The organism is Lacrimispora indolis DSM 755, from assembly GCF_000526995.1.
Lineage (GTDB): Bacteria > Bacillota > Clostridia > Lachnospirales > Lachnospiraceae > Lacrimispora > Lacrimispora indolis.
Genome location: NZ_AZUI01000001.1, coordinates 809,012 through 834,721, shown reverse-complemented (window position 1 = coordinate 834,721; position 25,710 = coordinate 809,012). Strand labels below are relative to the sequence as shown.

The window sequence follows — 25,710 nt, the reverse complement described above, 5'->3', positions numbered from 1 at the left end:
AATCAATAAAACTGATATTTTCGTGAGGAAGGTACAGATTGAGAAAATTACCAAAAGAACGCCGGATACAGTACGTGCAAGCGCAGGGATCACCATGGTAGAGGCAGCCATTGCTATGAAGGCGCCTCCTGCCAAGACCTTCTCTGCAACACATCCGGCTTATACATATACAAGCCTTTGTCCGGATCCTGCGTTACGGGAACCACCAAAGCGAAAGAGGGAGGAAGAAAGTGGAATCCTTCCAATTCTAAAAGGACAAGCTGCAACTGTAAGGATCATGGGCGGTTGTTCGCTGTAGGTACATATTATCAGCCGAAGGCAGGGGGTGGAGCAGGTGGCAACAAAAAAACTATATACGATATATGACAATGGAAAGTTGATAGGAGAATACAGTTCTCTGGAAGTTGCGGAGCTGTTACACCTGCCATGTGCCACTATTTCGTATTATGCCGGTTCAGGAGCCAAGGCATTGGGGAGGTATACCTTTGAGGTTGCCAGAGAGTTGGTGTTTTGCGAGGATCCGTTATTCGCAGAGTGGGACAAGGTAAGAAAGCAGATATTGACGACAGGGAGGTGATAGGGTGAATAAAGAAACAGCAGATCAGTTAGCAAGGGCGGCAGCCTTGGAGACCGTAAAGGAATTTGAGAAGTCTCAGAAGAAAAACAGAAAGGTCAGGGTATTCCAGAACGCCAAGAAGCTGATGGAGAATTACAACCGGATATGCCAGAGCGTCCAGGAGGGTGTGTCGGAGCTGTCTGATGTGGACGATGGGGAGGAGCTGGAGGCGTTGCCGGCAGAGGATATCTACATAAACAGTATCATAAAAAGCAAGCTCCGGAGCATTGTTATGATTGCACATATTGATAAATGCCTGGGTCTTCTGGAGGAGGAGATGATCAGGAAAGATTGGCCGGAGAGATACGATGCATTTAAACATTTTTATCTTGATGATATGACTTATGAGCAGATGGCGGAAGAATATTGATATGCAGAGCGGACGGCAAGGCGTTGGATTGCAGACTGTACGGTGATTTTAAGCGTATACTTGTTTGGATCAGATGCAATTGTACTTGAATAGACTTGGCAGAGGTTTGGCAAAATCGTGGCCTTGTGTTGGCCGTATGGCCGATTTATAATAGTATTATCCAAAGTTGTATAAATTTGGTAATCCCCCTGCGGCTGCCGGGTGTAACAGTCTGGCGGCTGATTGATTCCTGACTTTCTCCTAATGAAAACGCCTGTGGAAATTTGGTTGATGGGTGTTTTCTTTTTCCAGAATATGGTGTATAATGCAATAGATGGCTTAGGTAAGGTAGATTAATGATTAAATTATTTGTGTTAAAAATGGAGGGGATTGTATGAAGCAAATAAGAAGAATATTTTATATGACAGCGATAATATCAACTAGTTTCACCATAACATCATTTGCAAATCGTTATAACCCAGAAACTCAAGTTGGACCACTGACAGAAGAAGATATACAAGATATTAATGCAGATCTGGCAGAACAGGATTATTTAGATAATCTGCCATCTATAGAATATGATGAGAATACGGATAGTTATTATGAAGACATTTATACAAAAGCAAAGCCGGGAAGCTGGATGAGTAATGATATTGGAAAATGGTACCAGTTGGAAAACGGAAATTATTATAAAAATGGCTGGGTTAGAATTGACGGAAAACGATATTTTTTTGATGAAAACGGCTATATGAAAATTGGTTGGATTCAAGTAGGAAACAACTGGTACTATACTGATAATACAGGAGCCATGGTAACAGGAGAGCGCCGGATAGATGGTGTGACTTATTATTTTAATGCATATGGAATCATGAAAAATTAATGGATAGATTTGATTATACACAGAGGCGGCTCAATCCCGTCTCTTTTCTTTTGGCAAGTTTTGGTGTATGATAGAAGAAAATGTAAAGTCAGGATGAAAAAAATGGCAAAGGTAGGAATAGTAATAATAACATTTATTTTTTGTGTACTTTTTTTAATTCTATTGGGCTTACTTGTGAGCGCTATTTTTATTAAAGGATCAAATTCATTAAAGCAGAGAAAAAAGGATAAAAGGGAAGGAATAATTAGGTTTAATTCAATTGTACACATTGGAGGGTTGGATACACCTAAGGGTTGTATGTGCCAGGTTTATCTTAATGCACAGCATTTATCAATCACTTGTGGCGGGAGTGAATTTATATTAAAATTGGATAAAATTAAAAATGCAGAGTGTCAATGTGATGTAAGTTGGAAACCACGTATAAAAACTAAAAATGAAAAATTGGTCACTGAAACCAATAGAGTGGTATCATGCTTTGCAATTATATCTTATGAAGGCACATATGGTGATTTTTCTAATATCATTTTGCGCGATGAGTATACGAATACGTATGAATGCAGAAGGTTAGTGGATAAAATTAAGCCTCATTTGGATCCCAAGATTAGGAAGGTTGAGTTGTAATATACATAGATTTTTAGATAGCACAGAGGCGGCCAACCCCGTCTCTTTTTAATACCCAAAACAACACAAGTGAGGTGGTGAGGCTTGGCAAGAGCTCCAGATGAAAGAATAAAACAGGCAAAAGCTATGTATCTGAAAGGCTTGAAATTAGTTGAGATTGCAAGTCAACTAAATCTCCCGGAGGGGACTGCCCGAAGATGGAAGTCTACTCATAAGTGGGATAACGAACGTTCGGATAAAAATAGCGAGCGTTCGCATAAGAAAGGTCCGCCGATCGTGAATAAGAATGCAGTAGGAAATGATGGCGGAGCCCCGGAAAAGAATAAGAATGCAGTTAAGACAGGAGAGTTTGAAACTCTCTTTTTTGATGCCCTGGAAGAGGACGAAAAACGGCTCATTAGTTTGGTTCGGTTAGACAAGGAGCAGCTTCTACTTCAGAAGATTCAGCTTCTTACGGTCCGGGAGCGGCGAATGCTGAAACGAATTGAAGATCTTAAACAGGCCGCAGCATGACCATGCCATGGACGCAGTCAGATACTTTTGCTATACGATACTCAAGAACAAAACAATCAAGATCCGGAGCAAATCTGCTTATAGATTGTATTAGAAGGAGGTGAGAAACATGTATGTGTACACGATGCCCCGGGAATCCTGGGACGAACTGAATCCGGATAAACAGGCGATCCGCACTCTGATCACGAAACACAGAAAGGAAGCCTCCAGGCTCAGGAAACTCATGGAATATTATGAGGGGTAGCATAAGATCCTGACAGAAAGCCGTAAAACAAAGCTGGTATGTAATCATGCGAAGGATATCGCAGATACAGCCAGCTCTTACTTTATCGGAAACACCGTATCCTATAAAAGCAAAGCGGATATTACGGCTATAACTGAAGCATTCGAATAGGCCGGGGCTGATGAAGCCGATGGAGACAATGGCCTAGATTTATCCGTATATGGCCGGACTTATGAATATATCTACCCAGGGGAATGGGAAACGGATCTTACTATAAAGAGCCTGTCACCGGAAAATACTTTTATGGTCTATGATGATACCATTGAACAGAAAGAACTGTTTGCTGCTTATTATTATGCCAGAAAGGACGATTCGGACAAAAAGAGGACCGTTTATATTGCCACAATCCTGACGGAGCATATAAGTACGTCCGGAACATTGAAGACATTATAGGTCATCAGGGTCTTTTAGAAGAACCGGATCCTTATTTCTTTGAGGAAATACCAGTGGTGGAGTACTTAAACAATAAGCTGGCAATCGGAGATTACGAGCTTCAAATCCCATTGATTGATGCTTACAATGCTTTAATGTCGGACCGTATCACGGATACAGATACTGATGTCACAAGTGGCACCACCTATTATTATATAGTAAGTGCGGTTAATGCAGGCACAGAAATAAGTGATTCCAATGAAGCTTCCGCAGAACCTATCGCGGATCAAACGCCTCCCGCAACCGAAGCTAAATTAAAAGTAGTTCTAGAGGTATCTGAAGCACTACGATTAAGTGTAGATGATGATTTAAATGTAAATACACAAATGGCCTGGACATCTTCAGATCAGACAGTCGCTACAGTAAATGAAAAGGGTATTGTGACAGCTTTAGCACCTGGTAATACTATCATAACAGTAAAAAGTGTAGACGGCTCATATACAGATTATATAAACGTATTAGTTGTAGAAAATGCAGATGACTACAGACTTGCAATTGACTTAAATGTTGGAGGCACAGCTAGATTAACAGCAGATGACTTCACGAATCCAACCAATGTTACATGGGCTCCTATGGATTCATCGATAGCCAATGTAACCAGCAAAGGTAAGGTTACTGCACTTAGTAAAGGATTAGTTTTAATCACTGTAAAAGATAATGAAGGGAATATTATCGGCAGGGTATACGTAAGAGTAAGGGAATAGTTTGTTTTAGATACAGAAAATGCATTTTATAAAGGCGGGATATCCGGTATTCCGGGCCCGCCTTTTTTGAAAGTGAATTATATCATTTCTGTTCGTGTGATAAAATTTTATTTCTGGTCTGAAAACCTTAGTTAATATAAGGATTTTCGTGTGATACTTGAGTGTAAATAAGTGCTTTTCAACGCAAAATGCTGCTTTTTAGTGCAATCATAAAATAACAAAGACCCCAGTGTTTACAAGGATTTCTTGTATTCACTAGGGTCTTTAGGCAATGCGGGTAACAGGACTTGAACCTGCACGGTCTCCCACCAGAACCTAAATCTGGCGCGTCTGCCAATTCCGCCATACCCGCTGACGACAACATTGATGATACCATTTGAGGGTAGAAATGTCAAGAAAAAGGAGGCATTTTTCCCTGGCAAATATGAAACAAAGGACAATAGATCAATTGTTGGAAATACTGCTGAAATGTTCCTCTTCTAATTAATATATGATTTAAGAAATTATAATGGGAGGGATTAAAGGAAAGGAACCTTTGCTGGAAAAATGAATGCTTTTTGGCTGATGTCTTCCTTATATATAGAAAGCTTCTTTGATTGGATAAGAATCTGTGCCGATGTGACAGGTGTCCGGAAATACTTTAAAGACATATTATGAATGAGTAAAGAGCGCGACATTAGTGTAACTTTCAAGGGCTGGATAAGCGGCTTCGCACCGGCCGGTATAAAGGGATATGGAATGAAAGCAGACAAATGGCAGGGGAACAACATCGATAATGGTTTGTTTAGAAATAATAGTAATGAAATAATAGGGAGTGTCAGCTGCTGGATGACCACAATTAAGGGGAAAAATTATTGGTTTACGACATATTGTGTTGGATATAGACTTTTCAATGTAATGTTTTAAAACATTAATTTTAAAATATGAAAAATAATTGTTGACTTTTATCGGATGCTTTGGTATGATATAACTCGCCGCTGAAAACGGCGGCAAATTTTCTTCTAAAACACATCGATGATCGATGAAAAAGCTTTGAAGAAAATGAAAAAAATGGTTGACAAAAATAGACAGCCATGATATCCTATAAAAGTTGCTGCTGCGACAGTAACAAACAAAATGCACTTTGAAAACAGAAGATTGAACAGTATGTAAAACCCTGAAAATTCTAATAAAATAAGCCATTGTTTGATGGCTTTGAATGAGAAAATTCAGAACGAATACAAGTAATTGTATACGAACCAAACAACAAGTAAAACGGGAAAAAAATTAGCTAGTTAGTTGATTTTGACCCCGGATTGAACCGAATGGCAGGTCTAAGCGGTACGCTCATGAAGCTTTGCTTCATTCGCTACCATTTGCTTCGCAAATGTTCATAGATTTGCAAAAAAGTCCTTATGAAAGCGAGCTTTCAACAGACTTTTCTACCAATCTCTGACCGCTTTCAAAGACTATCTGCTTAAATTTGAGAGTTCGATCCTGGCTCAGGATGAACGCTGGCGGCGTGCTTAACACATGCAAGTCGAGCGAAGCGATTTAAATGAAGTTTTCGGATGGAATTTAAATTGACTGAGCGGCGGACGGGTGAGTAACGCGTGGGTAACCTGCCTCATACAGGGGGATAACAGTTGGAAACGACTGCTAATACCGCATAAGCACACAGTGCCGCATGGTACGGTGTGAAAAACTCCGGTGGTATGAGATGGACCCGCGTCTGATTAGGTAGTTGGTGAGGTAACGGCCCACCAAGCCGACGATCAGTAGCCGACCTGAGAGGGTGACCGGCCACATTGGGACTGAGACACGGCCCAAACTCCTACGGGAGGCAGCAGTGGGGAATATTGGACAATGGGGGAAACCCTGATCCAGCGACGCCGCGTGAGTGAAGAAGTGTTTCGGCATGTAAAGCTCTATCAGCAGGGAAGAAAATGACGGTACCTGACTAAGAAGCCCCGGCTAACTACGTGCCAGCAGCCGCGGTAATACGTAGGGGGCAAGCGTTATCCGGATTTACTGGGTGTAAAGGGAGCGTAGACGGCGATGCAAGTCTGGAGTGAAAGCCCGGGGCTCAACCCCGGGACTGCTTTGGAAACTGTGTTGCTGGAGTGCAGGAGAGGTAAGTGGAATTCCTAGTGTAGCGGTGAAATGCGTAGATATTAGGAGGAACACCAGTGGCGAAGGCGGCTTACTGGACTGTAACTGACGTTGAGGCTCGAAAGCGTGGGGAGCAAACAGGATTAGATACCCTGGTAGTCCACGCCGTAAACGATGAATACTAGGTGTTGGGGAGCAAAGCTCTTCGGTGCCGCCGCTAACGCAATAAGTATTCCACCTGGGGAGTACGTTCGCAAGAATGAAACTCAAAGGAATTGACGGGGACCCGCACAAGCGGTGGAGCATGTGGTTTAATTCGAAGCAACGCGAAGAACCTTACCAAGTCTTGACATCGGAATGACCGGTCCGTAACGGGGCCTTCCCTTCGGGGCATTCCAGACAGGTGGTGCATGGTTGTCGTCAGCTCGTGTCGTGAGATGTTGGGTTAAGTCCCGCAACGAGCGCAACCCTTATCCTTAGTAGCCAGCAAGTCAAGTTGGGCACTCTGGGGAGACTGCCAGGGATAACCTGGAGGAAGGTGGGGATGACGTCAAATCATCATGCCCCTTATGATTTGGGCTACACACGTGCTACAATGGCGTAAACAAAGGGAAGCAAAGGAGTGATCCGGAGCAAACCCCAAAAATAACGTCTCAGTTCGGATTGTAGTCTGCAACTCGACTACATGAAGCTGGAATCGCTAGTAATCGCGGATCAGAATGCCGCGGTGAATACGTTCCCGGGTCTTGTACACACCGCCCGTCACACCATGGGAGTTGGTAACGCCCGAAGTCAGTGACCCAACCGCAAGGAGGGAGCTGCCGAAGGCGGGACTGATAACTGGGGTGAAGTCGTAACAAGGTAGCCGTATCGGAAGGTGCGGCTGGATCACCTCCTTTCTAAGGAAGAAGAAGTAAGGGTTTTATATACTGTTGAGTCTTTGGTTTTCAAAAGAAGTAAAAAAGAATAATAAGGAAACACTAAGAAAGACGTAAAATTTCTGGTGCCGATGCGCTTAAGGGAGACACCCGTTCCCATCCCGAACACGATGGTTAAGACTTAAGCGGCCGATGGTACTATGCTGGAGACGGCATGGGAGAGCAGGTGGGTGCCAGATTATTTATGGGGGTGTAGCTCAGTTGGGAGAGCACCTGCCTTGCAAGCAGGGGGTCAAGAGTTCGAATCTCTCCATCTCCATTTGATGTAGTTACGAAGGTGCACTTCGAAAAGCTGACGCTTTTCTCAGTCACGGCGTTCCACGCCTATACAATCACATAAAAAACTGCTTATGAACACAAGTGTTCAACACAGTTTTCCATATGATTGTGCACGCTTCTGATTACATCGCGCATGTACCTTGAAAACCACATATTGAAATATATCTAGATAGAGTTTTTATACGTCAAAGTATAAAGACGACATCAAGACATCCGAGGTGTTACATCGCAAGATGTAACCAAACAAAACTCGTTAAAGTAACCGTAACGTACGGTGAAATAACAAACCTAAGACCAGAGATACAACGCTATGTATCTTAGATGAGTCACCCGCACCCGCAGGTGAACATCGAATTGGTTAAGCTAATAAGAGCGCAGGGTGGATGCCTTGGCACTAAGAGCCGATGAAAGACGTGATAAGCTGCGAAAAGCTTCGGGGAGGAGCAAATATCCTTTGATCCGGAGATATCTGAATGGGGAAACCCAGCTGAGCAAACCTCAGTTGTCGTATGGTGAATCCATAGCCATACGTCGGGAACCCGGGGAACTGAAACATCTAAGTACCCGGAGGAAAAGAAAGAAAACTCGATTTCCAAAGTAGCGGCGAGCGAAATGGAAAGAGCCTAAACCGGTATGCGTGCATACCGGGGTTACGGACTGCAATAAGTGAGACGATTTGTTACCAGAACGGTCCTGGAAAGACCGGCCATAGAAAGTGAAAGCCTTGTATGGGAAAGCAATAGTCAGCGAGCAGGATCCAAAGTACCACGAGACACGAGAAACCTTGTGGGAATTCGGGGGGACCACCCCCCAAGGCTAAATACTACTTAGTGACCGATAGCGCATAGTACTGTGAAGGAAAGGTGAAAAGGACCCCGGGAGGGGAGTGAAAGAGAACCTGAAACCCTGTGTTTACAAGCTGTGGAACCACATTTTAAGTGGAACCGCGTACTTTTTGTAGAACGGTCCGGCGAGTTACCGTTACTGGCAAGGTTAAGCACTTATAGGTGCGGAGCCGAAGGGAAACCAAGTCTTAATAGGGCGAATGAGTCAGTAAAGGTAGACCCGAAACCGGGTGATCTACCCATGTCCAGGTTGAAGTTTCCGTAAAAGGAAATGGAGGACCGAACGCACATCCGTTGAAAAGGGTGGCGATGAGGTGTGGGTAGGGGAGAAATTCCAATCGAACCCGGAGATAGCTGGTTCTCCTCGAAATAGCTTTAGGGCTAGCCTCGTATTAGTCTGCCGGAGGTAGAGCACTGAATTTCCTAGGGGGCGTCAAAGCTTACCAAAGAATATCAAACTCCGAATGCCGGCCAGATGATGTACGGGAGTCAGACTGCACGAGATAAGTTGGGCAGTCAAAAGGGAAAGAGCCCAGACCACCAGCTAAGGTCCCAAAGTGCGTGTTAAGTGGAAAAGGATGTGGGATTTCAGAGACAACTAGGATGTTGGCTTAGAAGCAGCCACACATTCAAAGAGTGCGTAATAGCTCACTAGTCGAGAGGTCCTGCGCCGAAAATGTCCGGGGCTAAAACACGACACCGAAGCTGTGGAATGTGTATTCATACACATTGGTAGAGGAGCATTCTTAACGCACAGAAGCATTACCGTAAGGAGATGTGGAGTGTTAAGAAGAGAGAATGCCGGAATGAGTAGCGAGATGGAGGTGAGAATCCTCCAGGCCGAATATCTAAGGTTTCCAGAGTAAAGCTGATCTGCTCTGGGTAAGTCGGGGCCTAAGGCGAGGTCGAAAGACGTAGTCGATGGACAACAGGTTGAAATTCCTGTACCGCATATCATCAGAACTGTGGGGACACAGAACCGAGGAAGAACCCGGGAATGAAAAGACCGGGGCAAGCATTTTACTGGCTGAGATGGAAAATCCGCTCAGCAACAGGAAGGTGTGACGCGTACCGAACACAAGTAGGGAAGTCTTCGTAGGGGCTGTCAAGAAAAGCCGCTATTGTGTGATATGTGCCCGTACCGTAAACCGACACAGGTGGATGAGGAGAGAATCCTAAGGCCGGCGGGAGAAGCATTGTTAAGGAACTCGGCAAAATGACCCCGTAACTTCGGGATAAGGGGTGCCTGAGAAATCAGGCCGCAGAGAATAGGCTCAAGCAACTGTTTAGCAAAAACACAGGTCTATGCAAAACCGAAAGGTGAGGTATATGGGCTGACGCCTGCCCGGTGCTGGAAGGTTACGAGGAGGGGTTAGCGGCAACGCGAAGCTCTGAATTTAAGCCCCAGTAAACGGCGGCCGTAACTATAACGGTCCTAAGGTAGCGAAATTCCTTGTCGGGTAAGTTCCGACCCGCACGAAAGGCGTAATGATTTGAGCGCTGTCTCGACAATGCACCCGGTGAAATTGAAGTACCAGTGAAGATGCTGGTTACCTGCGCCAGGACGGAAAGACCCCATGGAGCTTTACTCCAGCTTGATACTGGGATTCGGTACTGCATGTACAGGATAGGTGGGAGGCTAAGAAGATAGGACGCCAGTCTTATCAGAGCCGATGTTGGGATACCACCCTTGCGGTATTGGGTTTCTAACCTGCAGCCATGACCTGGCTGGGGGACAATGTCAGGCGGGGAGTTTGACTGGGGCGGTCGCCTCCGAAAGGGTATCGGAGGCGCTCAAAGGTTCCCTCAGAATGGACGGAAACCATTCGAAGAGTGCAAAGGCATAAGGGAGCTTGACTGCGACACCGACGGGTGGAGCAGGTAGGAAACTAGGACTTAGTGATCCGGTGGTATAAAGTGGGATTGCCATCGCTCAACGGATAAAAGCTACCCTGGGGATAACAGGCTTATCACTCCCAAGAGTTCACATCGACGGAGTGGTTTGGCACCTCGATGTCGGCTCATCGCATCCTGGGGCTGTAGTAGGTCCCAAGGGTTGGGCTGTTCGCCCATTAAAGCGGTACGCGAGCTGGGTTCAGAACGTCGTGAGACAGTTCGGTCCCTATCCGGCGTGGGCGTAGGATATTTGAGAGGAGCTGTCCTTAGTACGAGAGGACCGGGATGGACTGACCTCTGGTGTATCTGTTGGTGATCAACACCATGGCAGAGTAGCCAAGTCGGGAAGGGATAAACGCTGAAGGCATCTAAGCGTGAAGCCCCCCTCAAGATGAGATATCCCATCGCAAGAGTAAGACCCCTTGAAGACGACGAGGTAGATAGGGCAGAGGTGGAAGCATGGCAACATGTGCAGCTGACTGTCACTAATAGGTCGAGGGCTTAACCAGGTTGGTTTAGGTAAGAGGAAAGAAGAACGGATGAAGATAGATATGTAACAATGTGTGGTTTTGAGGGTATATGCCTCAAAAGAGAAAAGTTAAAAAGAGATAAGCGCGAGTGGCTCAGTTGGTGGAGTACGACCTTGCCAAGGTCGGGGTCGCGGGTTCGAGTCCCGTCTCGCGCTTTTTTTATTTGTAGCGAAAGCCTTGTTTTACTAAGGTTTCCGCTATTTTTTTATGTTTGATTTCCTGTAGACGTTTGATTACTTGCAGCCAGTTAAAGAAATTCTAAGAGCCTTTGGGATGAGGTCTTGGATTGTGCATGAACAGGCCTTCACTTCACTTGAGACAGTTTGGTCCTTATCCGGCGTGGTCGTAGGATACTTGAGAGGAGTTGCCCTTAGTACGGGTGATCAGGCTGACTGACCGTTGGTCTCATCTGCCAGACTAACAAAATATATTTATTAATCATTCCTTTCTGCCTTTCCGAAAATCTGATTGAATACAAAATAGATTCCCAGTTTCCGGGAAAAGTTTTGCTGCTTTCTTCTATATTTTTTCCTCTTATTCCTCAACAATATTTTCATTGCTTCTACATGCTTCAAAAGCAAGTCCTTCCTTTCACAGGCTGTATGGCTCTTATATAAAAACCATACATTCTTCAGCCAATTAGAAAGTTTGTATCAACTCAAAATCTGTTATTCCTTCACTGCGTCATTCAATGATCGGCACCTTTTCCTATTCATACTTAATAAAAATAAGTGTGTCAAAATGACACATTTTAGTGCAGATATCTATTGAAAACTAATAAAATAAACAAAAGAAATGTATAAAATAACCAATAAAAGCGCTGAAAATATCAAAAATTAGTTAAATTACACAAAAATGAATTGCAATGTGTAAGGTCAAATGATATACTTTAACCATAAAAGCGAAACAAAATCAGACCATTAAAAATGAAATATCAACTGTTTGCTGGCGGCACAGTAGATAGGAGGAACATGCAGAAAGTAACAGAGAAGCAGCTGATTCACATTTTAGAAACTGAGTTGGTAAAAGCACTGGGCTGTACCGAGCCCATAGCAATTGCATATGCAAGTGCAACAGCAAAAAAGCATCTGGGGGCTGTCCCTGAAAAAATTATAATATCCTGCAGCGGAAATATCATTAAAAATGCAAAAGCAGTCGTGGTTCCCATGACCGGCGGTATGAGGGGAATTGAGGCCGCAGCCGCTGTGGGGGCAGTGGGAGGGAATCCGGACAAAGGGCTGGAAGTCCTGACAACGGTAACAGAACAAGATTTGCAGATGGCGAAGCTGATGCTTCAGGAAAAGAAGTGCCAGGTGGAAATTCTGGATACAAGGGAAAAGCTGCATATTGTTGTCACTATGAGACAGGAAAAGGACCAGGTCAGGGTGGAGCTGCTGCGGACCCATCTAGGTATTATCAGAATTGAGAAAAACGGGCAGGTTCTTTTTGAAGAGATGCTTGCAGTTGAGGAAGAGCAGGCAGATTACAGCTGTTTGGATATGGATTCCATATTTGAATTTACAGAACAGGTCAACATTCAAAAAATAAGGAGGCTGATAGAGGAACAGATTGAGTGCAATACCAATATAGCACGTGACGGGCTTTCCAATTGTTACGGAGCCCAGATTGGAAAGACACTTCTTGAAGTGTATGGAGATGACGTGAAGATCAGAGCAAAGGCAGTGGCAGCTGCCGGGTCTGATGCCCGTATGAATGGTTGTGAATTACCGGTAGTCATTAACTCCGGCAGTGGGAATCAGGGAATGACGGTATCTCTTCCGGTCATAGAATATGCGAAAACGCTCAGAAGCAGTGAAGAAGAGCTATATCGCGCGCTGGTGCTCAGCAACCTGATTGCTATTTATCAGAAATACCGTATGGGCAGATTATCGGCTTATTGCGGAGCGGTCAGTGCGGCAGCGGGAGCAGGGGCCGGGATCACCTATTTAATGGGAGGAGCAAGGGAACAGATCGAGCATACGATTATCAATACTCTGGCAAATACTTCAGGAATCGTATGTGATGGAGCGAGTGCTTCCTGTGCGGCCAAGATCGCTTCCAGTGTGGACGCGGCAATTATGGCCAGCTATTTATCCATGAACGGACATGTTTTTCTTCCGGGAGAAGGAATTGTAAAAGAGAACGTTCAAAAGACAGTGGATGGGGTCGTTACACTGGCTAAGGATGGGATGAAAGAAACGGATGAGGTAATCCTTAACATTATGGTTCAGGGTTCATAAAAACAACTCAGATAAGAGAAAGGAAGGTAGTTTCAGTTATGAAAAAGGGGTTTATCAGGTATTCATTGGCTATGATGATGTTGGCAGGTGTGTTGGCTGGCTGCAACCAGGGAAGTGGGCAGAGTGCTGGGGGAACCCAGAATACTTCTGATGCACAATCAGGAGGAGTAAAGGCTCAGGAAGGGGAAGAGGCCATAAAGATTGCAGTGGCAGCGCCTATGACAGGGGATAATTCCGAATATGGAATCGGTTTTACCAATGCGGCGAAGCTTATGGCTGACCAGTGGAATGAGCAGGGGGGAGTTCTGGGAAAGAAAATTGAAATCGTCCCCTATGATGATAAAAATACTTCCGAAGAGGCGACGACCATTGCCCAGAAGATTGTTTCCGACGGTGATATCAGCGGTGTTATCGGACACTTTTCTTCCGGAGTCTGTATGACGGCGGCTCCCATTTACGAGGAAAATAAAATCATTGAGATTTCTCCGTCAGCTTCCCACCCGGATTATTCCAAAATAGGAAACTATATCTTCAGAAATAATACCATCATATCCAAGGAAGGAGCAGCTTCTGTTGATATAGCCGTCCATGACCTTGGAAAGAAAAATATCGGCATTATTTCTATTATGACAGACTGGGGAACCAATACATCAGGTATCATCAAGGACCTGATTGCAGACCTAAATGATCCTAATGTAAAAGTAGTCGCCCATGAAGAAGTAATGGAAGGGTCTGATGACTATACACCGGCAATCACCAAGCTGAACGAGGCAGGAGCAGATGTGGTGATCTGCTGCGGCATGTATAATCTGGTGGCTCCGGTTGCGAAGCAGTATAAGAACATTAATCCTGATATTGCCATCGTGGGATTTTCCAATGCTTACAGCCAGCAGCTGATCCAGCTGGGCGGGGAAGCCGTAGAGGGAGTCTGTTTCCCGGTTATTTTCTTCTCGGAATCTGATGACCCGGATGTAAAGGCTTATGTTGATAAGTTCACACAAGCCTATGGCAGCGCACCGTCTGCTCTTACTTCCCAGGCCTATGACTCTGTGGGAATCCTTCTCACAGCCATAAAAGAGGCTGGTACCACGGATTCTGAAGCAGTAAGGGGCAAGCTTAATGAAATCACCTATAAGGGCGTTACCGGCGATACCAAGTTCGACGAGCAGGGAGATGTTGACAAGCAGTTTAACAAGGTTACGATCAAGGACGGGAAATTTGTGAAGATGAACTAGTTTAAGCGGCGGGAATGGTGATTTGCTGTTCCCGCAGAAAGGTGAATATATGATTGCACAACAGATATTTAACGGACTGGCACTGGGAATGGGATATGCTCTCATTGCAGTCGGATATTCATTGGTATTCGGAATTCTCAGACTGGTCAACTTTTCCCATGGTTCTGTCTATGCATTTGGCGCTCAGATGGCAATGATTTTCATTGGACTCCGGTTCGGAATCATTCCAGGGCTCATTGCCAGCATGGTGCTGACAGGGGTTCTGGGTGTGGCAATTGACAAGCTTGCTCTGGAACCTCTCAGAAAGAAGAAATCCATTCCCATTGCCTCATTGATTACGACCATTGGAATTTCCAACATTGTGACTAACCTTCTCATTGCAATTTTCGGAAGTGAAAAAAGAGCATTTCCTGCCCTGTTTGACTTCGGGACCCTGCAGATTGGAAAAATTGTCATTTCCTCTACCCAGATCGGGATGTGTGCGGTTTCCCTGATCCTGATGCTGGTTTTGGTTGGCATTGTATTTTATACAAAAATCGGCCTGGCAATGAGGGCGGCAGAGCAGAATCCCAAGGCTGCCAATCTAATGGGCATCAATGTAAATTTTGTAATTTCATTTACTTTCTTCTTAAGCGGCATATCAGCTGCGATTGCAGGCTCCCTGGTTGGAAGCTATTACCAGATCGTCTACCCCAATATGGGATTTATGGCAGGATTAAAGGCATTTGCGGCAGCGGTGCTTGGAGGGATCGGAAGCCTTCCGGGGGCGATTATAGGAGGTCTGATAGTTGGAGTGTCGGAATCAATGGCTGCCACCGTTCTGGGATCCACTTATCGGGATTCCATGGCATTTATCATATTGATTATTGTTCTGATCGTAAGGCCCAATGGTTTGTTCGGAAAGAAAGGGATCACGAAGGTATAAAATATGACAAATACAACAATTGAAAAACACAGCTTTTTATTTCAGTTAGAAAGCTTTGTGAGAAAATATCAGAAAATACTTTTGATCCTGCTGGCGGTATTTTTGTGCTTGCTTCCAAAGGGAGTGAACAATCAGTATTTCCTGACTGTGATTGTAAAAATGGCGGTATATGCCATGTTTGGTCTTGGTCTTAACATTCTGACCGGTTACACCGGCCTGGTTTCTCTGGGACATGCGGGATTTGTTGCCATCGGGGCATATACGGCTTCTTTATGCGCGGTAAAGCTGGGCTGGAGTTTTTTTCCGTCCATGCTGCTTGGCATGGTGACCGCGGGACTGGTAGGAATCCTTCTGGGGCTTCCCACCCTTCGCCTGACAGGAACCTACCTTTCTATTGTTACCCTGGGGTTTGGGGAAATTATTAAAATGATTGCCATGAACTGGTCAGCCGTTACCAATGGGACCCTTGGAGTAAAGAATATTCCCAAACCCGCCATATTTGGCGTGAAGCTCACCATAGCAAATCATGGGCTGTATTATCTGGTCATGGTCATACTGATCATCTGTACGGTTTTCTGTCTTGTTCTCATTAAGTCCAAAACCGGCAGGGCGCTTCAGGCGATCAAGGGGGACGAGCTGGCCAGCATTATGATGGGAATCAACACCACCTACTATAAAATCCTGGCTTTTGTATTATCGGCATGTATCTGTGCTGCGGCAGGAGCGCTGTATGCGACGCTCATCGGATATGTGGATCCCAATACCTTTAATTTTGACGTATCAACTCTGATTCTTTCCATTGTGATTCTGGGAGGTATGGGAACCATCAGAGGAATGTTTCTTGGGGCAGCCATTCTTATCGCGCTTCCGGAGGTGTCCCGGTTCCTAATGGTTTACCGGTTCGTTTTATACGGCGTGATCCTGGTTGTCATGATGCGCTTCCGGCCTCAGGGAATCCTTGGGTGGAAATCCCAGCTTCCTTATAAATTATCAAAGAAGGTATTGGAAAAGCTTAAGACAGCGGATACAGAGGAGGCGGGAACCAATGGCTGAAAATGGATATTTATCCGTAAAGGGAATTACGAAGCGGTTTGGCGGTATCGTTGCGGTGGAAGAAGTGAGCTTTGAGGTAAATAAAGGGGAAGTGGTTTCCATCATCGGGCCTAACGGCGCCGGAAAGACAACGGTATTCAACATGCTGACAGGTGTGTACCCGGTGGATGAAGGAACAATTGTATTTGATGGAGATGAGATACAGAATAAAAAGCCAAAGCATATCGTGATGGCGGGAATGTCCCGGACCTTCCAGAATATCCGCCTGTTTCAGGACATGCGTGTGATAGAAAATGTATTGATTGGAGCCCACATAAAAACCTCATACAGCTTTTTTGACTCCACATTCCGTACGGCCAGATACCGGGAAGAGGAGGATGAAAAGGTACTTGAGGCCATAGAGCTTTTACGGTCCATAGGCCTGGAAGGCAGAAAGGATGATTATGCATCCAATTTACCCTATGGAGACCAGAGAAAACTGGAAATCGCAAGAGCCATTGCCACCGGCGCCAGGCTGCTTTTGCTGGATGAGCCGGCGGCAGGCATGAATCCCAGGGAATCTGAGGAGCTGATGCTGTTTATCCGCTCTCTGAAACAAAAGGGATACACCGTATTGCTGATTGAACATGATATGAGCGTAGTGATGAATATTTCTGACAGGATCTACGTGATCGACCACGGCAAACCCATTGCCCAGGGGCTTCCGATGGAAATTGCAAACAATGAACGGGTAATTGAGGCTTATTTGGGAGGTGTACATAAGGATGCTGAAGATAACTGATTTAAATACTTATTACGGTCCCATACATGCGCTCAAGGGTGTTGATATGGAGATAGACAAAGGGGAAGTCGTATCTCTCATCGGAAGCAATGGAGCCGGGAAATCCACCCTGTTAAATACGATTGTGGGAATCACCAGGTCTTCCCGGGGACGGGTTGAGTTTATGGGAAAGGAAATTACCAACAGTCCGCCCTATTTCATGACAAAGCTGGGGATCAGCATTTCTCCGGAAGGCAGAGAAGTATTTCCGGCGCTTACGGTGGAAGAAAATCTCCGCCTTGGCGCCTACACAGTAAAGGATAAAAGTAAAATAACCGACAGTTATGAACGGGTCTATGAGATATTCCCCAGGCTGAAGGAGCGGATTAAACAGACGGCAGGAACTCTTTCCGGAGGGGAGCAGCAGATGCTTGCCATTGGAAGAGCCTTGATGTGCAACCCGGAACTGCTTTTGTTAGATGAGCCTTCCCTGGGACTTGCTCCCAACTTTGTACTGCTGATTTTTGATCTGATCAAAGAGATAAATAAGCAGGGCGTGACCATTCTTCTCATTGAACAGAACGCCAACATGGCTTTGAGCGCTTCCCACAGGGCGTATGTGCTGGAAAATGGGAAGGTCACCATGTCAGGGAATGCAAAGGAGATTGCGTCTGATCCAAGAATTAAAAAAGCGTATTTGGGCTTAGGATAAAGGAGGTAACATGAAAAAGATAATAAACAAACCGATGGATGTAGTGGCAGAGGCATTGCGGGGAATGGAGCTTGCCCATCCGGAGCTTCGGTATACGCCGGGCTATGAAGTGGTTTCCCGCAGGGAAAAGGCAGATAAGGTGGCTGTCATATCAGGAGGCGGTGCCGGACATGAGCCGGCTCATGCAGGATATGTAGGAAAAGGCATGCTGGATGCGGCTGTATCCGGGAATGTATTTTCCTCACCAAGCCCGGACCGGATCGGTGAGGCCATCAATCAGATGGATTCCGGGAAAGGAGTCCTTCTGATCATAAAAAATTATTCCGGGGATATTATGAACTTCGGTCTTGCCTCCGACCTTGCAGAAGCAGAGGATATAGAAGTGGATAGCGTAGTTGTTAAGGATGATGTGGCTGTTCCCGACAGCACCTACTCCACCGGAAGAAGAGGGATCGCGGGTACTGTATTCGTACATAAAATTGCTGGAGCAAGGGCGGAGCTTGGAGGAAGCTTACAGGAAGTAAAGGCGGCGGCTGAGAAAGCCATTTCCAATATAAGAAGTATGGGCATGGCCATGAGTCCGTGTATTCTTCCTGCAGTGGGAAAGCCTGGATTTATTTTGAAAGAAGATGAAATTGAGATCGGAATGGGCATCCACGGAGAGCCGGGAGTGGAAAGAACCAGGATTAAAACAGCAAAGGAGACCTCTGAAATTCTTCTTGAGAAGATTCTTGAAGATTATGATTATACGGGCAGCGAAGTGGCGGTGCTGGTAAACGGCTTAGGCGGGACCCCTCTTATGGAGCTTTATATCCTGAACATGGAAATCCAGAAGCTGTTGGAAGAAAAGAAGATCAGCGCTTATAAGACATTTGTGGGGAATTATATGACGGCCCTTGACATGACCGGCTGTTCCCTGACGCTCATGAAACTGGATGACGAGCTAAAGGAGCTGCTTGACACACCCTGCGATACTCCGGCTCTGAAAATCAAATAAGGCGGTGGAATATGGGATTTGAATTAACAGGTAAGGACTACGCAGAGTACATAAAAAAAGCATATGACCTGATCCATGAAAATGGAGAATATGTGACTGAACTGGATCTGGCTACCGGCGACGGCGACCACTGGTCAAACATTAACATGGGCTTTGAAAAGCTGGTCGAAAAAGCTGATGAGCTGGGGGAAATGTCCATCAGTGATGAATTAAAGGAGATCGGTAAGATCATGATGGCCGTGATCGGGGGATCCTCCGGTGTGCTTTACGGCTCCGCATATCTTGGGGCAGCCAAGGCACTTAAGGGAAGGGAGGTCCTGGACTGCCAGGGAGTATGCGACATGCTGGAGGCTATGCTGGAAGCGATCATGTCCAGGGGACAGGCAAAGGAAGGCTTTAAAACCATGATAGACAGCCTTTCTCCGGCGGTAAATGCATATAAGAAAGGGATTTCTGAAGGGAAAGGCGAGCTGGAAATCTGCGAAATGGTGAAACGGGCAGCTATTGACGGAGCCGAGAACACAAAGAACATGGAGGCAGTAAGAGGCAGGGCCACCTATCAGGCCAACAAAGGCCTGGGACATCTGGACCCGGGAGCCGTTACCATGTCTTATCAGATCGGCACGTTAATGAATTGCATAAAAGAAAAAATCAATATTTAAGGAGGTACAGTGATGTACAGCAACATACCGGAAGACAGAGGTCAGCACATCAAGGATTTGAGGGATGGGATCGAGCACAGAGCCACATGGTTCTACTACATGTTTATGGAAGCGAAAAAGAGAGGCCTTGACAGTGACTTTGCCCACGAAGCCATTAGAAAATGCGGATGCTTCCATGGAGAGAACAAATATACCCAGACCAGTGACTTAAAGGTTTTTGAAAAGGAATTCATCAGTGACAATGTAAGAAATATCTTTCAGATGGATACGGAATGTACCGATGAACAGCTGGATATTACATTCCACTACTGTCCGCTGGTGGCTGCATGGAGAAAGCTAACGGATGATGAGGAACTGATCGCTGAAATGTGCGAAATCGCCATGGATGGGGACAGGGGGATATGCTCCCAGTTTAAGGACTTTAACTTCCACCTTGGAAAAACCATTGCAAAAGGGGATTTCATCTGTGAAGTGACCTTTAAAAAGAACCAGGAATAAAGAAACGGATTTACTTTCCGGACCAAAAGGGTTGTTGTATCAATGCAGCATCCCTGTTTGGCGTTTAAAAAACGGATATTGTGGGGTGTGGGAGATGGAAAAAAGCCTGTTAGGATTAATCGAAAGCTATACCAATCATTTTGCAAGGATCATTTCGGATACATTGGACACAGACATTCTTATTATCGATACAAATATGAAAATTGTGGGCAGCGCCTTTAAATATTTAAATCTTTATACGGATATAAAAATCGGTACCATTATTTCCACCATCCTTTTGGAAAACAGAAATGTGATCGTGGAAGACAAGTCCCGCCTGCCCGGCTGCCGCCGGTGCGATCAGTTCAGGGAGTGCAAGATGAGCAGTTTTGTAGGGGTGCCCATAAGGGTTGAAAACCAGGTTGTGGGTGCGCTTGCTTTAATTTTAACCAGGCACAGGGCGAAATTCCTGTTTGAAAGCCTGGATTCTACTGTCTCGTTTTTAGAAAATTTTGCCGAACTTCTGTCCGGAAAAATTGAAAATGAGACAAAAACAATTGGACTTCAAAACCGCCTGAAAGAAATAGAAGCTATTATGGATAAGATGTTTGAGGCGGTCATTTATACGGACTATTACGGAAATATCATTCATGTAAACCAGCGTTTTTGCGATATCATTCATTTTGACAGAGGATTGACCGGCAGAAACATGAAGGAGCTGTTTCCGTTTCAATTAATAGAGGATTATTTTCAGTCTTATGAAGATATCAGCAATGAAAGGCTGATCTTTGAGATGAAGGATTATTTATTTCATGGAGTGGTATCCAGTAAGAAGATATACTTAAGTGATACGGAATTCAGTACCTTGTTTTATTTCAGGCCTCAAAGTGATTTTGTGAAAAGGATCAACATTTCCGAACAAGGCTCTCTTGTGACTTTGGAATGGCTTAAAAAATATTTTTCAAGGCAGGAACTGGATCGGGCCAGGACGCTGGCTAAAACGGATCACCATATTCTGATCCAGAGTTCTGATAACGAGCTGAATCTCCTTCTTGCCAAAGCAGTATTTAATACTTCGGAAAGAAATCTCCATGATCTGTATGTGGTTTATGCGGATAATTTATACAGGGATTTATTTGAAATATATATGATGGATGAATACGGTCTCTTAAAAAATGCCGATAACTGTACCATAGTCATTGTACAGCCGGAAAACATGCCGATCTACATTCAGAATTATCTGTCAGATTTCATAAAAACAGGCAAGTTTAAATCCCATAACAAGCTGATCCGTTCCAATGTAAGGTTTCTGTTCTGTACTGACAGGGAGCTGGAGCCTTTGGTGGAACAAAAGCTGTTTTCCCCGGAATTATATCGCCTTATGGTTTTACATAAAATCACAGTGGAAGGAATGGAAATGGATTTGGTGAAGTTCCGGTACTATGTGAATTCAGGGCTGGTTTATTATAAGAGTCTCTATAATAACAGAACGGTTGAACTGTCAGGAGAAGTTATAACATATTTCAGGAACCATTATTCGGAAATAGGGAAGCATAATATGGAACTCATTCTTGAACGGATCGCCGGGGAGTGTTCCGGGAGAGTGAGTGTTGAGGAACTGAAGGAAAAGAATCTGCTCAGGCAGAAAGATGAGGTGTTTTGCGGGCTTGGAGAAACTGCGAGAGAACGGATAAAGGCAATGCTTGACAGGGGATATTCCAAAACAGATATTGCAGATGTGCTTGGGATTTCCCGTTCCACCTTATACCGGAAGATAAAAGAGTATGGTGTGGAGTGAACTTACTATTGTTTCCCTTTTTTCTTGTCTATTGATTGAAACTATGGTATGATGCACTTGGTTAGCGTAAACTAACTTGCTGCGGCCTTCATGGGTATTGAGAAATATGTTGACATCCCTTTAATTCTTTGAGGTAAAAAACGATGAGTATACAAAAAATTTTAGATTTTTATAATCATTCCTCTGTTAAGGTTCATGATGTACTGCATATAAGCCACGAACCGGGGACTCATTACGCCGGACCAACGACGGAAGGTCATTATGGCCTGATATTCACCGTGGCCGGAAACGGAAAGATGCAGTTTAATGAAGCAAAGGGAGTCGCAGGAAATAATTCGGTTTTTCATGGAGGGCCTGACTGCTTACATAGAGGCGCACTGCATTCAGGACCTGGATGTACGTTCCATTGCCAGACTCTTTGGCATTAAAGAAAGCAGACTGTACTATTTATTCCGCAAATTTTCTGATATGGGTCCGGCAGGTTACCAACAGACCTGCAGGTTAAAGCAGGCTGCTGCACTGCTTACCCTTATGATGCTGACTGTTATACTGTCTGGCTGCGGGAAACAATCCCCCGGCAATACGCCTGCCGTGACACAAGAAGATAGAAGCAGTTCATCTTCTGATTTAAGATCCCGGAATACACAAATTACAGATACAAAAACATATATTGATCTGGCAGGCAGAACTGTGGATATACCGGTTCAGCCGGAACGAATTGTTGCGGTAAATATGGCCGGAGAGTTAATTGCACTGGGAATAACCCCCGTGGCGGTATCAGATGGCTGGCTTCAATATCTGGACAATGAGCAAAAAAAGAACATTGAATCAATCGGCGCCGTTGGAAGCCTTAATCTGGAAAAGATTGTGGAACTTGATCCGGATCTGATTATTACACCACAAAAGGTGACGGCAGATGAAACTTTGGCTGCATTGGAAAAAATTGCTCCCACAGTGGTAGGCCCATTTTTTGGAGATGCACTGAATAATTTAAGGATGATGGGAGATGTTGTGGGCAGATCATATGAGGCGGAGGCTTGGCTGGAAGAGTTTGAATTCAATTTAAAAGCAATTAATGAAACACTGGCAAGTGTTGTGAATAACGGCGAAACAGCCATGGTTATTCAGTTTACTCAGAAAAACATGTATACCTATCCTGTCAGCACCTTTCCTGTGGTCTATGAATATCTTGGACTGAGTGTACCGTCAAAAGATATTTCTGAATTAACCAAATCCATGCAGCTATCCCTGGAAGTCCTGCCGGAGTATGACCCGGATTACATATTTGTCACAAAGGTAACCGATGAGGACGACGAATATATTCAGGCAATATTTGAAAATTCTGTATGGAAGCAATTACGTGCAGTCCAAAATGGACATGTGTATGTGCTTGGCTCTCGTTTATCGTCTGGTGATGTGTTGTCTGTAAAATGGTCCTTAGAAGAGATTCAGCGTTTGATGGCAGCAGAATGAGACCCAATAAAGCTATTATAAAAGATGGAGGCAAGCCAACGAAAAGGGTCCGATGAGTGATAAGGCCGGCTATTACTTAGAGCCTGGCTGCCCGTTTTGCCGATTTTATGATCGCTGTCCGCTGCGGAGCTATTATCAGATACGGGACGCCGGAGCAGGTTATGACACCGGAGGTTTTGCGGGATACCTTCCGCATTAACGCAGAAATTGTGAAGGAACCCCGCACCGGACGTCCCACCTGCATTTCCTACAACCTTATTCCGGAGATATCAAGCAAGTGTGACATTTGAGAAAGAGTGTATTGACACATAACATATTTTATTCGAAAAGAAGGAATAACAGCAAAGCCCTGACCGTATCCATGCCAGCCGTGCCGGTTATTCCACATTTTGTAAGGTGATGATCATTTCCTGTTCAGAAACCGCCTCAGTAAACTGCACGGAGTAGGAATACCCTTCAGCCTGCCAAACCGCAATTTTATACTTACTGGCATCCCCTTTCAATGTGAAAAGGGTGCCATTGACCGTTACGTTTTTTATATCGGTGTATACGGAATAATCTCCGCTGACATCCTCACTTCGGGCAGCCATTCTGAACACAAGGGTATTGTTCCGGCCAATGGATCGTATTTCAGCCAGCTCTTTCCAGTAAGCGGTATATTGTACTGTCTCCACTTCAAAGGGAATATTCTGTATTTCCTTTACGGTAAATCCAACGGCTTTTGACAGCTCGTTGGCAGAATGGTATTCCACAATATCCGGTATTGCCTGCTGTGTAGGTTCCCTGGTCCAATTGATCCTGTTTTGAACGAGAAAAGAACCAACCAATAGTATGACGAAACAAGCGGCAATGGAAAGGTACTTTTTGTAATTGGGAAAAGGCATGATTTTATCTGGAATTTGATTCAAATCAAGCCTGTTAATATTGTTTAAGATCCGATCACGCATATCCGTGGTGACTTCAATGTGATTCATCACTTTGCCATACCTATTCTTCAAAATCGTACACCTCCTTCAGTACCTCTTTAAGCTTTATTCTGGCCCTCAGGAGCAAGGAACGAACCGTTGCTTCCTTCTTTGACAACAGCGAAGCTATTTGAGCTGTAGAATATCCCTCGTAATAAAAAAGATGAACAACTTCTCTGTATTTTGATGGCAGCAGCTTCACTGCATCCCACACAAAACTCAGATCCTCCGTCTCATTTGCCGCTAAAGTATCGCTTAGTTCATCGGTTTTCCGGATCTTATTATAGGTGATTTTATTTTTGCTGATATTTATTGCGACACGCAGAACCCATGCCTTTTCGTGGTTAACCGTCTCAAACCTGGGCTGTTTTTTGATAAATTGTATGAGTGTATCCTGCAATACATCCTCTGCATCACTCATATTATGCAGATAAGAGTATGCCAGGCGCAGAACGTTGTTCCCATAGTCGGTCATGATTCGCCCGGCTTGCTGGCTGATCTGCGCAGAAGGCAGTGCCTTCTCCCTGGATGCTGCTTTTTTCCTGCTTTCCGGTGCCTCTCCGTAAAGGACAAAGCACAGCAGCAAATTCATAAGCTTTTTTAAAAAACTGAAACATTCCCACAGCCTGTTTGGCAGCATATATATTTCAAACATACAGTCCCTCCTTGGATAGGGATTTGGTGATATTTATCGAAGACCGCTGCCTGTTCGTCAATGTCACCCTCTGCTTTTACACTGCTAATCATATCGCTGATTTCCTGATTGTCAAGACCTTCTCCCCCGGGATTTACAGAAACAGCAAAGGTGTATGGACCTTCAATCCAGGTGGCAACATTTACCTTTCCGTCACTGCCTTTGGTTGATACTGCCAGGCTGCCTACAATCATAGTGTTGCTTTCATCGTATTCGTTGTAATCACCGCTGATATCTTCACTGCCTTTTCTCTGGCGAAAGGTTATCTCATTTTCACCTTTTGTATAAATGAGCTGCACCATTCCGCCCTTTACTGCCTGGATTTTATCCAGGGAATAGTCGGCGGGAATGCTGGAAGGAATCCTTGGGGTGAAACCGGCAATTTTCCCGGCTTCTGCAATGGTCTTACAGTCTATAAAAGGATTGGGAATTTGCAGGTTATTGTCTTTGGCAGACTGACCGCCTGTCTGCCAGGCGTTATCCTTTGCGGGAGTATTGTTTGCGCAGGCACAAAAGGATAATGCCGTGACGGCGCAGAGTGTAATTGCAATAAGTTTTTTCATAATGATTCTTCCTTTCTGTTTTCATGGCTTGTCAGGGCCTGTGTAGTAACCGCTTTTTATGCGGCTGTAATATATACAGACTGGAACAGGATAATGTTGCATGAAAAAAATCACGACTTTTTGGGAAATCCATGGAGAGATATCCGTAAATCAAGGGAATTGAAAAAGATTGCTGCATT

General features: G+C 44.7%; 24 protein-coding genes, 3 tRNA genes and 3 rRNA genes. 26 read left to right on the top strand and 4 right to left on the bottom strand.

What is annotated here, in order from left to right; all coding sequences use genetic code 11:
- Positions 1 to 22 precede the first annotated feature (22 nt).
- From K401_RS0103970 to K401_RS33470, 9 genes are all read left to right on the top strand, one after another.
- The gene (locus tag K401_RS0103970; protein WP_024291750.1) at positions 23 to 298 is read left to right on the top strand and encodes a hypothetical protein; all 276 of its coding nucleotides are present in this window, start codon (positions 23 to 25) and stop codon (positions 296 to 298) included.
- Between the two features lie 36 nt (positions 299 to 334).
- The gene (locus K401_RS0103965; RefSeq protein WP_024291749.1) at positions 335 to 577 is read left to right on the top strand and encodes a hypothetical protein; all 243 of its coding nucleotides are present in this window, start codon (positions 335 to 337) and stop codon (positions 575 to 577) included.
- A gap of 4 nt (positions 578 to 581) precedes the next feature.
- Entirely contained in the window at positions 582 to 986 is a 405-nt protein-coding gene (locus tag K401_RS30970; protein WP_242842292.1) for a helix-turn-helix domain-containing protein, read from the top strand.
- A gap of 373 nt (positions 987 to 1,359) precedes the next feature.
- Positions 1,360 to 1,845: a hypothetical protein gene (locus K401_RS31715; protein WP_024291748.1), complete on the top strand. Its 486-nt coding sequence runs from the start codon at positions 1,360 to 1,362 to the stop codon at positions 1,843 to 1,845.
- 102 nt (positions 1,846 to 1,947) lie between these two features.
- Positions 1,948 to 2,466, top strand: a complete 519-nt coding sequence (locus tag K401_RS0103950; protein WP_024291747.1) for a hypothetical protein — start codon at positions 1,948 to 1,950, stop codon at positions 2,464 to 2,466.
- Positions 2,467 to 2,550: 84 nt separating this feature from the next.
- Entirely contained in the window at positions 2,551 to 2,979 is a 429-nt protein-coding gene (terS, locus tag K401_RS32255; protein WP_024291746.1) for a phage terminase small subunit, read from the top strand.
- Between the two features lie 109 nt (positions 2,980 to 3,088).
- Entirely contained in the window at positions 3,089 to 3,223 is a 135-nt protein-coding gene (locus K401_RS33825) for a hypothetical protein (RefSeq protein WP_278246354.1), read from the top strand.
- A 219-nt stretch (positions 3,224 to 3,442) separates the two neighbouring features.
- Positions 3,443 to 3,655, top strand: coding sequence for a phage portal protein (locus K401_RS33475; protein WP_278246387.1), 213 nt, complete (start codon positions 3,443 to 3,445; stop codon positions 3,653 to 3,655).
- Positions 3,640 to 4,398 carry an Ig-like domain-containing protein gene (locus tag K401_RS33470; protein WP_330363197.1) on the top strand — a complete coding sequence of 253 codons (759 nt, stop codon included), beginning with the start codon at positions 3,640 to 3,642 and terminating at the stop codon, positions 4,396 to 4,398. Before K401_RS33475 ends, K401_RS33470 begins: the two co-directional genes overlap by 16 nt.
- A 272-nt stretch (positions 4,399 to 4,670) precedes the next feature.
- Here the strand turns inward: K401_RS33470 and K401_RS0103935 are convergent.
- Positions 4,671 to 4,750 (bottom strand) — tRNA-Leu (locus tag K401_RS0103935).
- A 1,106-nt stretch (positions 4,751 to 5,856) separates the two neighbouring features.
- Between K401_RS0103935 and K401_RS0103920 the strand changes: the two genes are divergently transcribed.
- From K401_RS0103920 to K401_RS0103835, 17 genes are all read left to right on the top strand, one after another.
- Positions 5,857 to 7,388 (top strand): 16S ribosomal RNA (locus K401_RS0103920).
- 100 nt (positions 7,389 to 7,488) lie between these two features.
- Positions 7,489 to 7,606 (top strand): 5S ribosomal RNA (rrf, locus tag K401_RS0103915).
- A gap of 7 nt (positions 7,607 to 7,613) precedes the next feature.
- Positions 7,614 to 7,686, top strand: a tRNA-Ala gene (locus tag K401_RS0103910).
- Between the two features lie 376 nt (positions 7,687 to 8,062).
- Positions 8,063 to 10,956 (top strand): 23S ribosomal RNA (locus tag K401_RS0103905).
- The 16S, 23S and 5S rRNA genes sit together here with 2 tRNA genes alongside, the layout of an rRNA operon.
- A 103-nt stretch (positions 10,957 to 11,059) precedes the next feature.
- Positions 11,060 to 11,132, top strand: a tRNA-Gly gene (locus tag K401_RS0103900).
- 816 nt (positions 11,133 to 11,948) lie between these two features.
- Positions 11,949 to 13,217 (top strand): L-cysteine desulfidase family protein, encoded by a 1,269-nt coding sequence (locus K401_RS0103890; RefSeq protein ID WP_024291743.1) that lies wholly within the window; start codon positions 11,949 to 11,951, stop codon positions 13,215 to 13,217.
- Positions 13,218 to 13,255: 38 nt separating this feature from the next.
- Positions 13,256 to 14,452 (top strand): ABC transporter substrate-binding protein, encoded by a 1,197-nt coding sequence (locus tag K401_RS0103885; protein ID WP_024291742.1) that lies wholly within the window; start codon positions 13,256 to 13,258, stop codon positions 14,450 to 14,452.
- 49 nt (positions 14,453 to 14,501) lie between these two features.
- Entirely contained in the window at positions 14,502 to 15,377 is an 876-nt protein-coding gene (locus K401_RS0103880; protein ID WP_024291741.1) for a branched-chain amino acid ABC transporter permease, read from the top strand.
- A 3-nt stretch (positions 15,378 to 15,380) separates the two neighbouring features.
- Entirely contained in the window at positions 15,381 to 16,430 is a 1,050-nt protein-coding gene (locus tag K401_RS0103875) for a branched-chain amino acid ABC transporter permease (protein ID WP_024291740.1), read from the top strand.
- Positions 16,423 to 17,211, top strand: coding sequence for an ABC transporter ATP-binding protein (locus K401_RS0103870; protein ID WP_024291739.1), 789 nt, complete (start codon positions 16,423 to 16,425; stop codon positions 17,209 to 17,211). The genes K401_RS0103875 and K401_RS0103870 overlap by 8 nt, the downstream gene beginning before the upstream one ends.
- A complete protein-coding gene (locus K401_RS0103865) occupies positions 17,195 to 17,902 on the top strand; it encodes an ABC transporter ATP-binding protein (RefSeq protein ID WP_024291738.1) in 708 nt (235 codons plus the stop codon). Before K401_RS0103870 ends, K401_RS0103865 begins: the two co-directional genes overlap by 17 nt.
- 10 nt (positions 17,903 to 17,912) lie before the next feature.
- Complete coding sequence (gene dhaK, locus K401_RS0103860; protein ID WP_024291737.1) at positions 17,913 to 18,899, top strand: dihydroxyacetone kinase subunit DhaK; 987 nt, start codon at positions 17,913 to 17,915, stop codon at positions 18,897 to 18,899.
- Positions 18,900 to 18,910: 11 nt separating this feature from the next.
- Positions 18,911 to 19,561: a dihydroxyacetone kinase subunit DhaL gene (gene dhaL, locus K401_RS0103855; protein ID WP_024291736.1), complete on the top strand. Its 651-nt coding sequence runs from the start codon at positions 18,911 to 18,913 to the stop codon at positions 19,559 to 19,561.
- A gap of 12 nt (positions 19,562 to 19,573) precedes the next feature.
- Entirely contained in the window at positions 19,574 to 20,059 is a 486-nt protein-coding gene (locus tag K401_RS0103850) for an L-2-amino-thiazoline-4-carboxylic acid hydrolase (protein ID WP_024291735.1), read from the top strand.
- 94 nt (positions 20,060 to 20,153) lie between these two features.
- Positions 20,154 to 21,836, top strand: coding sequence for a GAF domain-containing protein (locus K401_RS0103845; RefSeq protein ID WP_024291734.1), 1,683 nt, complete (start codon positions 20,154 to 20,156; stop codon positions 21,834 to 21,836).
- A gap of 143 nt (positions 21,837 to 21,979) precedes the next feature.
- Positions 21,980 to 22,264, top strand: coding sequence for an AraC family ligand binding domain-containing protein (locus K401_RS34175; protein WP_367401696.1), 285 nt, complete (start codon positions 21,980 to 21,982; stop codon positions 22,262 to 22,264).
- Positions 22,182 to 23,309, top strand: a complete 1,128-nt coding sequence (locus K401_RS0103835) for an ABC transporter substrate-binding protein (protein ID WP_024291732.1) — start codon at positions 22,182 to 22,184, stop codon at positions 23,307 to 23,309. Before K401_RS34175 ends, K401_RS0103835 begins: the two co-directional genes overlap by 83 nt.
- A gap of 377 nt (positions 23,310 to 23,686) precedes the next feature.
- Here the strand turns inward: K401_RS0103835 and K401_RS0103825 are convergent, their stop codons facing one another.
- From K401_RS0103825 to K401_RS0103815, 3 genes are read right to left on the bottom strand one after another with little or no spacing between them, the layout of a single operon-like run.
- Positions 23,687 to 24,307, bottom strand: a complete 621-nt coding sequence (locus K401_RS0103825; RefSeq protein ID WP_024291730.1) for a hypothetical protein — start codon at positions 24,305 to 24,307, stop codon at positions 23,687 to 23,689.
- A complete protein-coding gene (locus K401_RS0103820; protein ID WP_024291729.1) occupies positions 24,297 to 24,929 on the bottom strand; it encodes an RNA polymerase sigma factor in 633 nt (210 codons plus the stop codon). Before K401_RS0103820 ends, K401_RS0103825 begins: the two co-directional genes overlap by 11 nt.
- On the bottom strand, positions 24,875 to 25,531 hold the full coding sequence (locus tag K401_RS0103815) for a hypothetical protein (RefSeq protein WP_024291728.1): 657 nt from the start codon (positions 25,529 to 25,531) through the stop codon (positions 24,875 to 24,877). The genes K401_RS0103820 and K401_RS0103815 overlap by 55 nt, the downstream gene beginning before the upstream one ends.
- Positions 25,532 to 25,710: the final 179 nt, after the last annotated feature.

Coding starts and splice junctions, on each gene's coding strand:
- K401_RS31715 (WP_024291748.1), top strand. CDS start 1,360: ATGAAGCAAATAAGAAGAATATTTTATATGACAGCGATAATATCAACT.
- K401_RS0103950 (WP_024291747.1), top strand. CDS start 1,948: ATGGCAAAGGTAGGAATAGTAATAATAACATTTATTTTTTGTGTACTT.
- K401_RS33825 (WP_278246354.1), top strand. CDS start 3,089: ATGTATGTGTACACGATGCCCCGGGAATCCTGGGACGAACTGAATCCG.
- K401_RS0103890 (WP_024291743.1), top strand. CDS start 11,949: ATGCAGAAAGTAACAGAGAAGCAGCTGATTCACATTTTAGAAACTGAG.
- K401_RS0103885 (WP_024291742.1), top strand. CDS start 13,256: ATGAAAAAGGGGTTTATCAGGTATTCATTGGCTATGATGATGTTGGCA.
- K401_RS0103880 (WP_024291741.1), top strand. CDS start 14,502: ATGATTGCACAACAGATATTTAACGGACTGGCACTGGGAATGGGATAT.
- K401_RS0103875 (WP_024291740.1), top strand. CDS start 15,381: ATGACAAATACAACAATTGAAAAACACAGCTTTTTATTTCAGTTAGAA.
- K401_RS0103870 (WP_024291739.1), top strand. CDS start 16,423: ATGGCTGAAAATGGATATTTATCCGTAAAGGGAATTACGAAGCGGTTT.
- K401_RS0103865 (WP_024291738.1), top strand. CDS start 17,195: ATGCTGAAGATAACTGATTTAAATACTTATTACGGTCCCATACATGCG.
- dhaK (WP_024291737.1), top strand. CDS start 17,913: ATGAAAAAGATAATAAACAAACCGATGGATGTAGTGGCAGAGGCATTG.
- dhaL (WP_024291736.1), top strand. CDS start 18,911: ATGGGATTTGAATTAACAGGTAAGGACTACGCAGAGTACATAAAAAAA.
- K401_RS0103850 (WP_024291735.1), top strand. CDS start 19,574: ATGTACAGCAACATACCGGAAGACAGAGGTCAGCACATCAAGGATTTG.
- K401_RS0103845 (WP_024291734.1), top strand. CDS start 20,154: ATGGAAAAAAGCCTGTTAGGATTAATCGAAAGCTATACCAATCATTTT.
- K401_RS34175 (WP_367401696.1), top strand. CDS start 21,980: ATGAGTATACAAAAAATTTTAGATTTTTATAATCATTCCTCTGTTAAG.
- K401_RS0103835 (WP_024291732.1), top strand. CDS start 22,182: ATGGAGGGCCTGACTGCTTACATAGAGGCGCACTGCATTCAGGACCTG.
- K401_RS0103820 (WP_024291729.1), bottom strand. CDS start 24,929: ATGTTTGAAATATATATGCTGCCAAACAGGCTGTGGGAATGTTTCAGT.
- K401_RS0103815 (WP_024291728.1), bottom strand. CDS start 25,531: ATGAAAAAACTTATTGCAATTACACTCTGCGCCGTCACGGCATTATCC.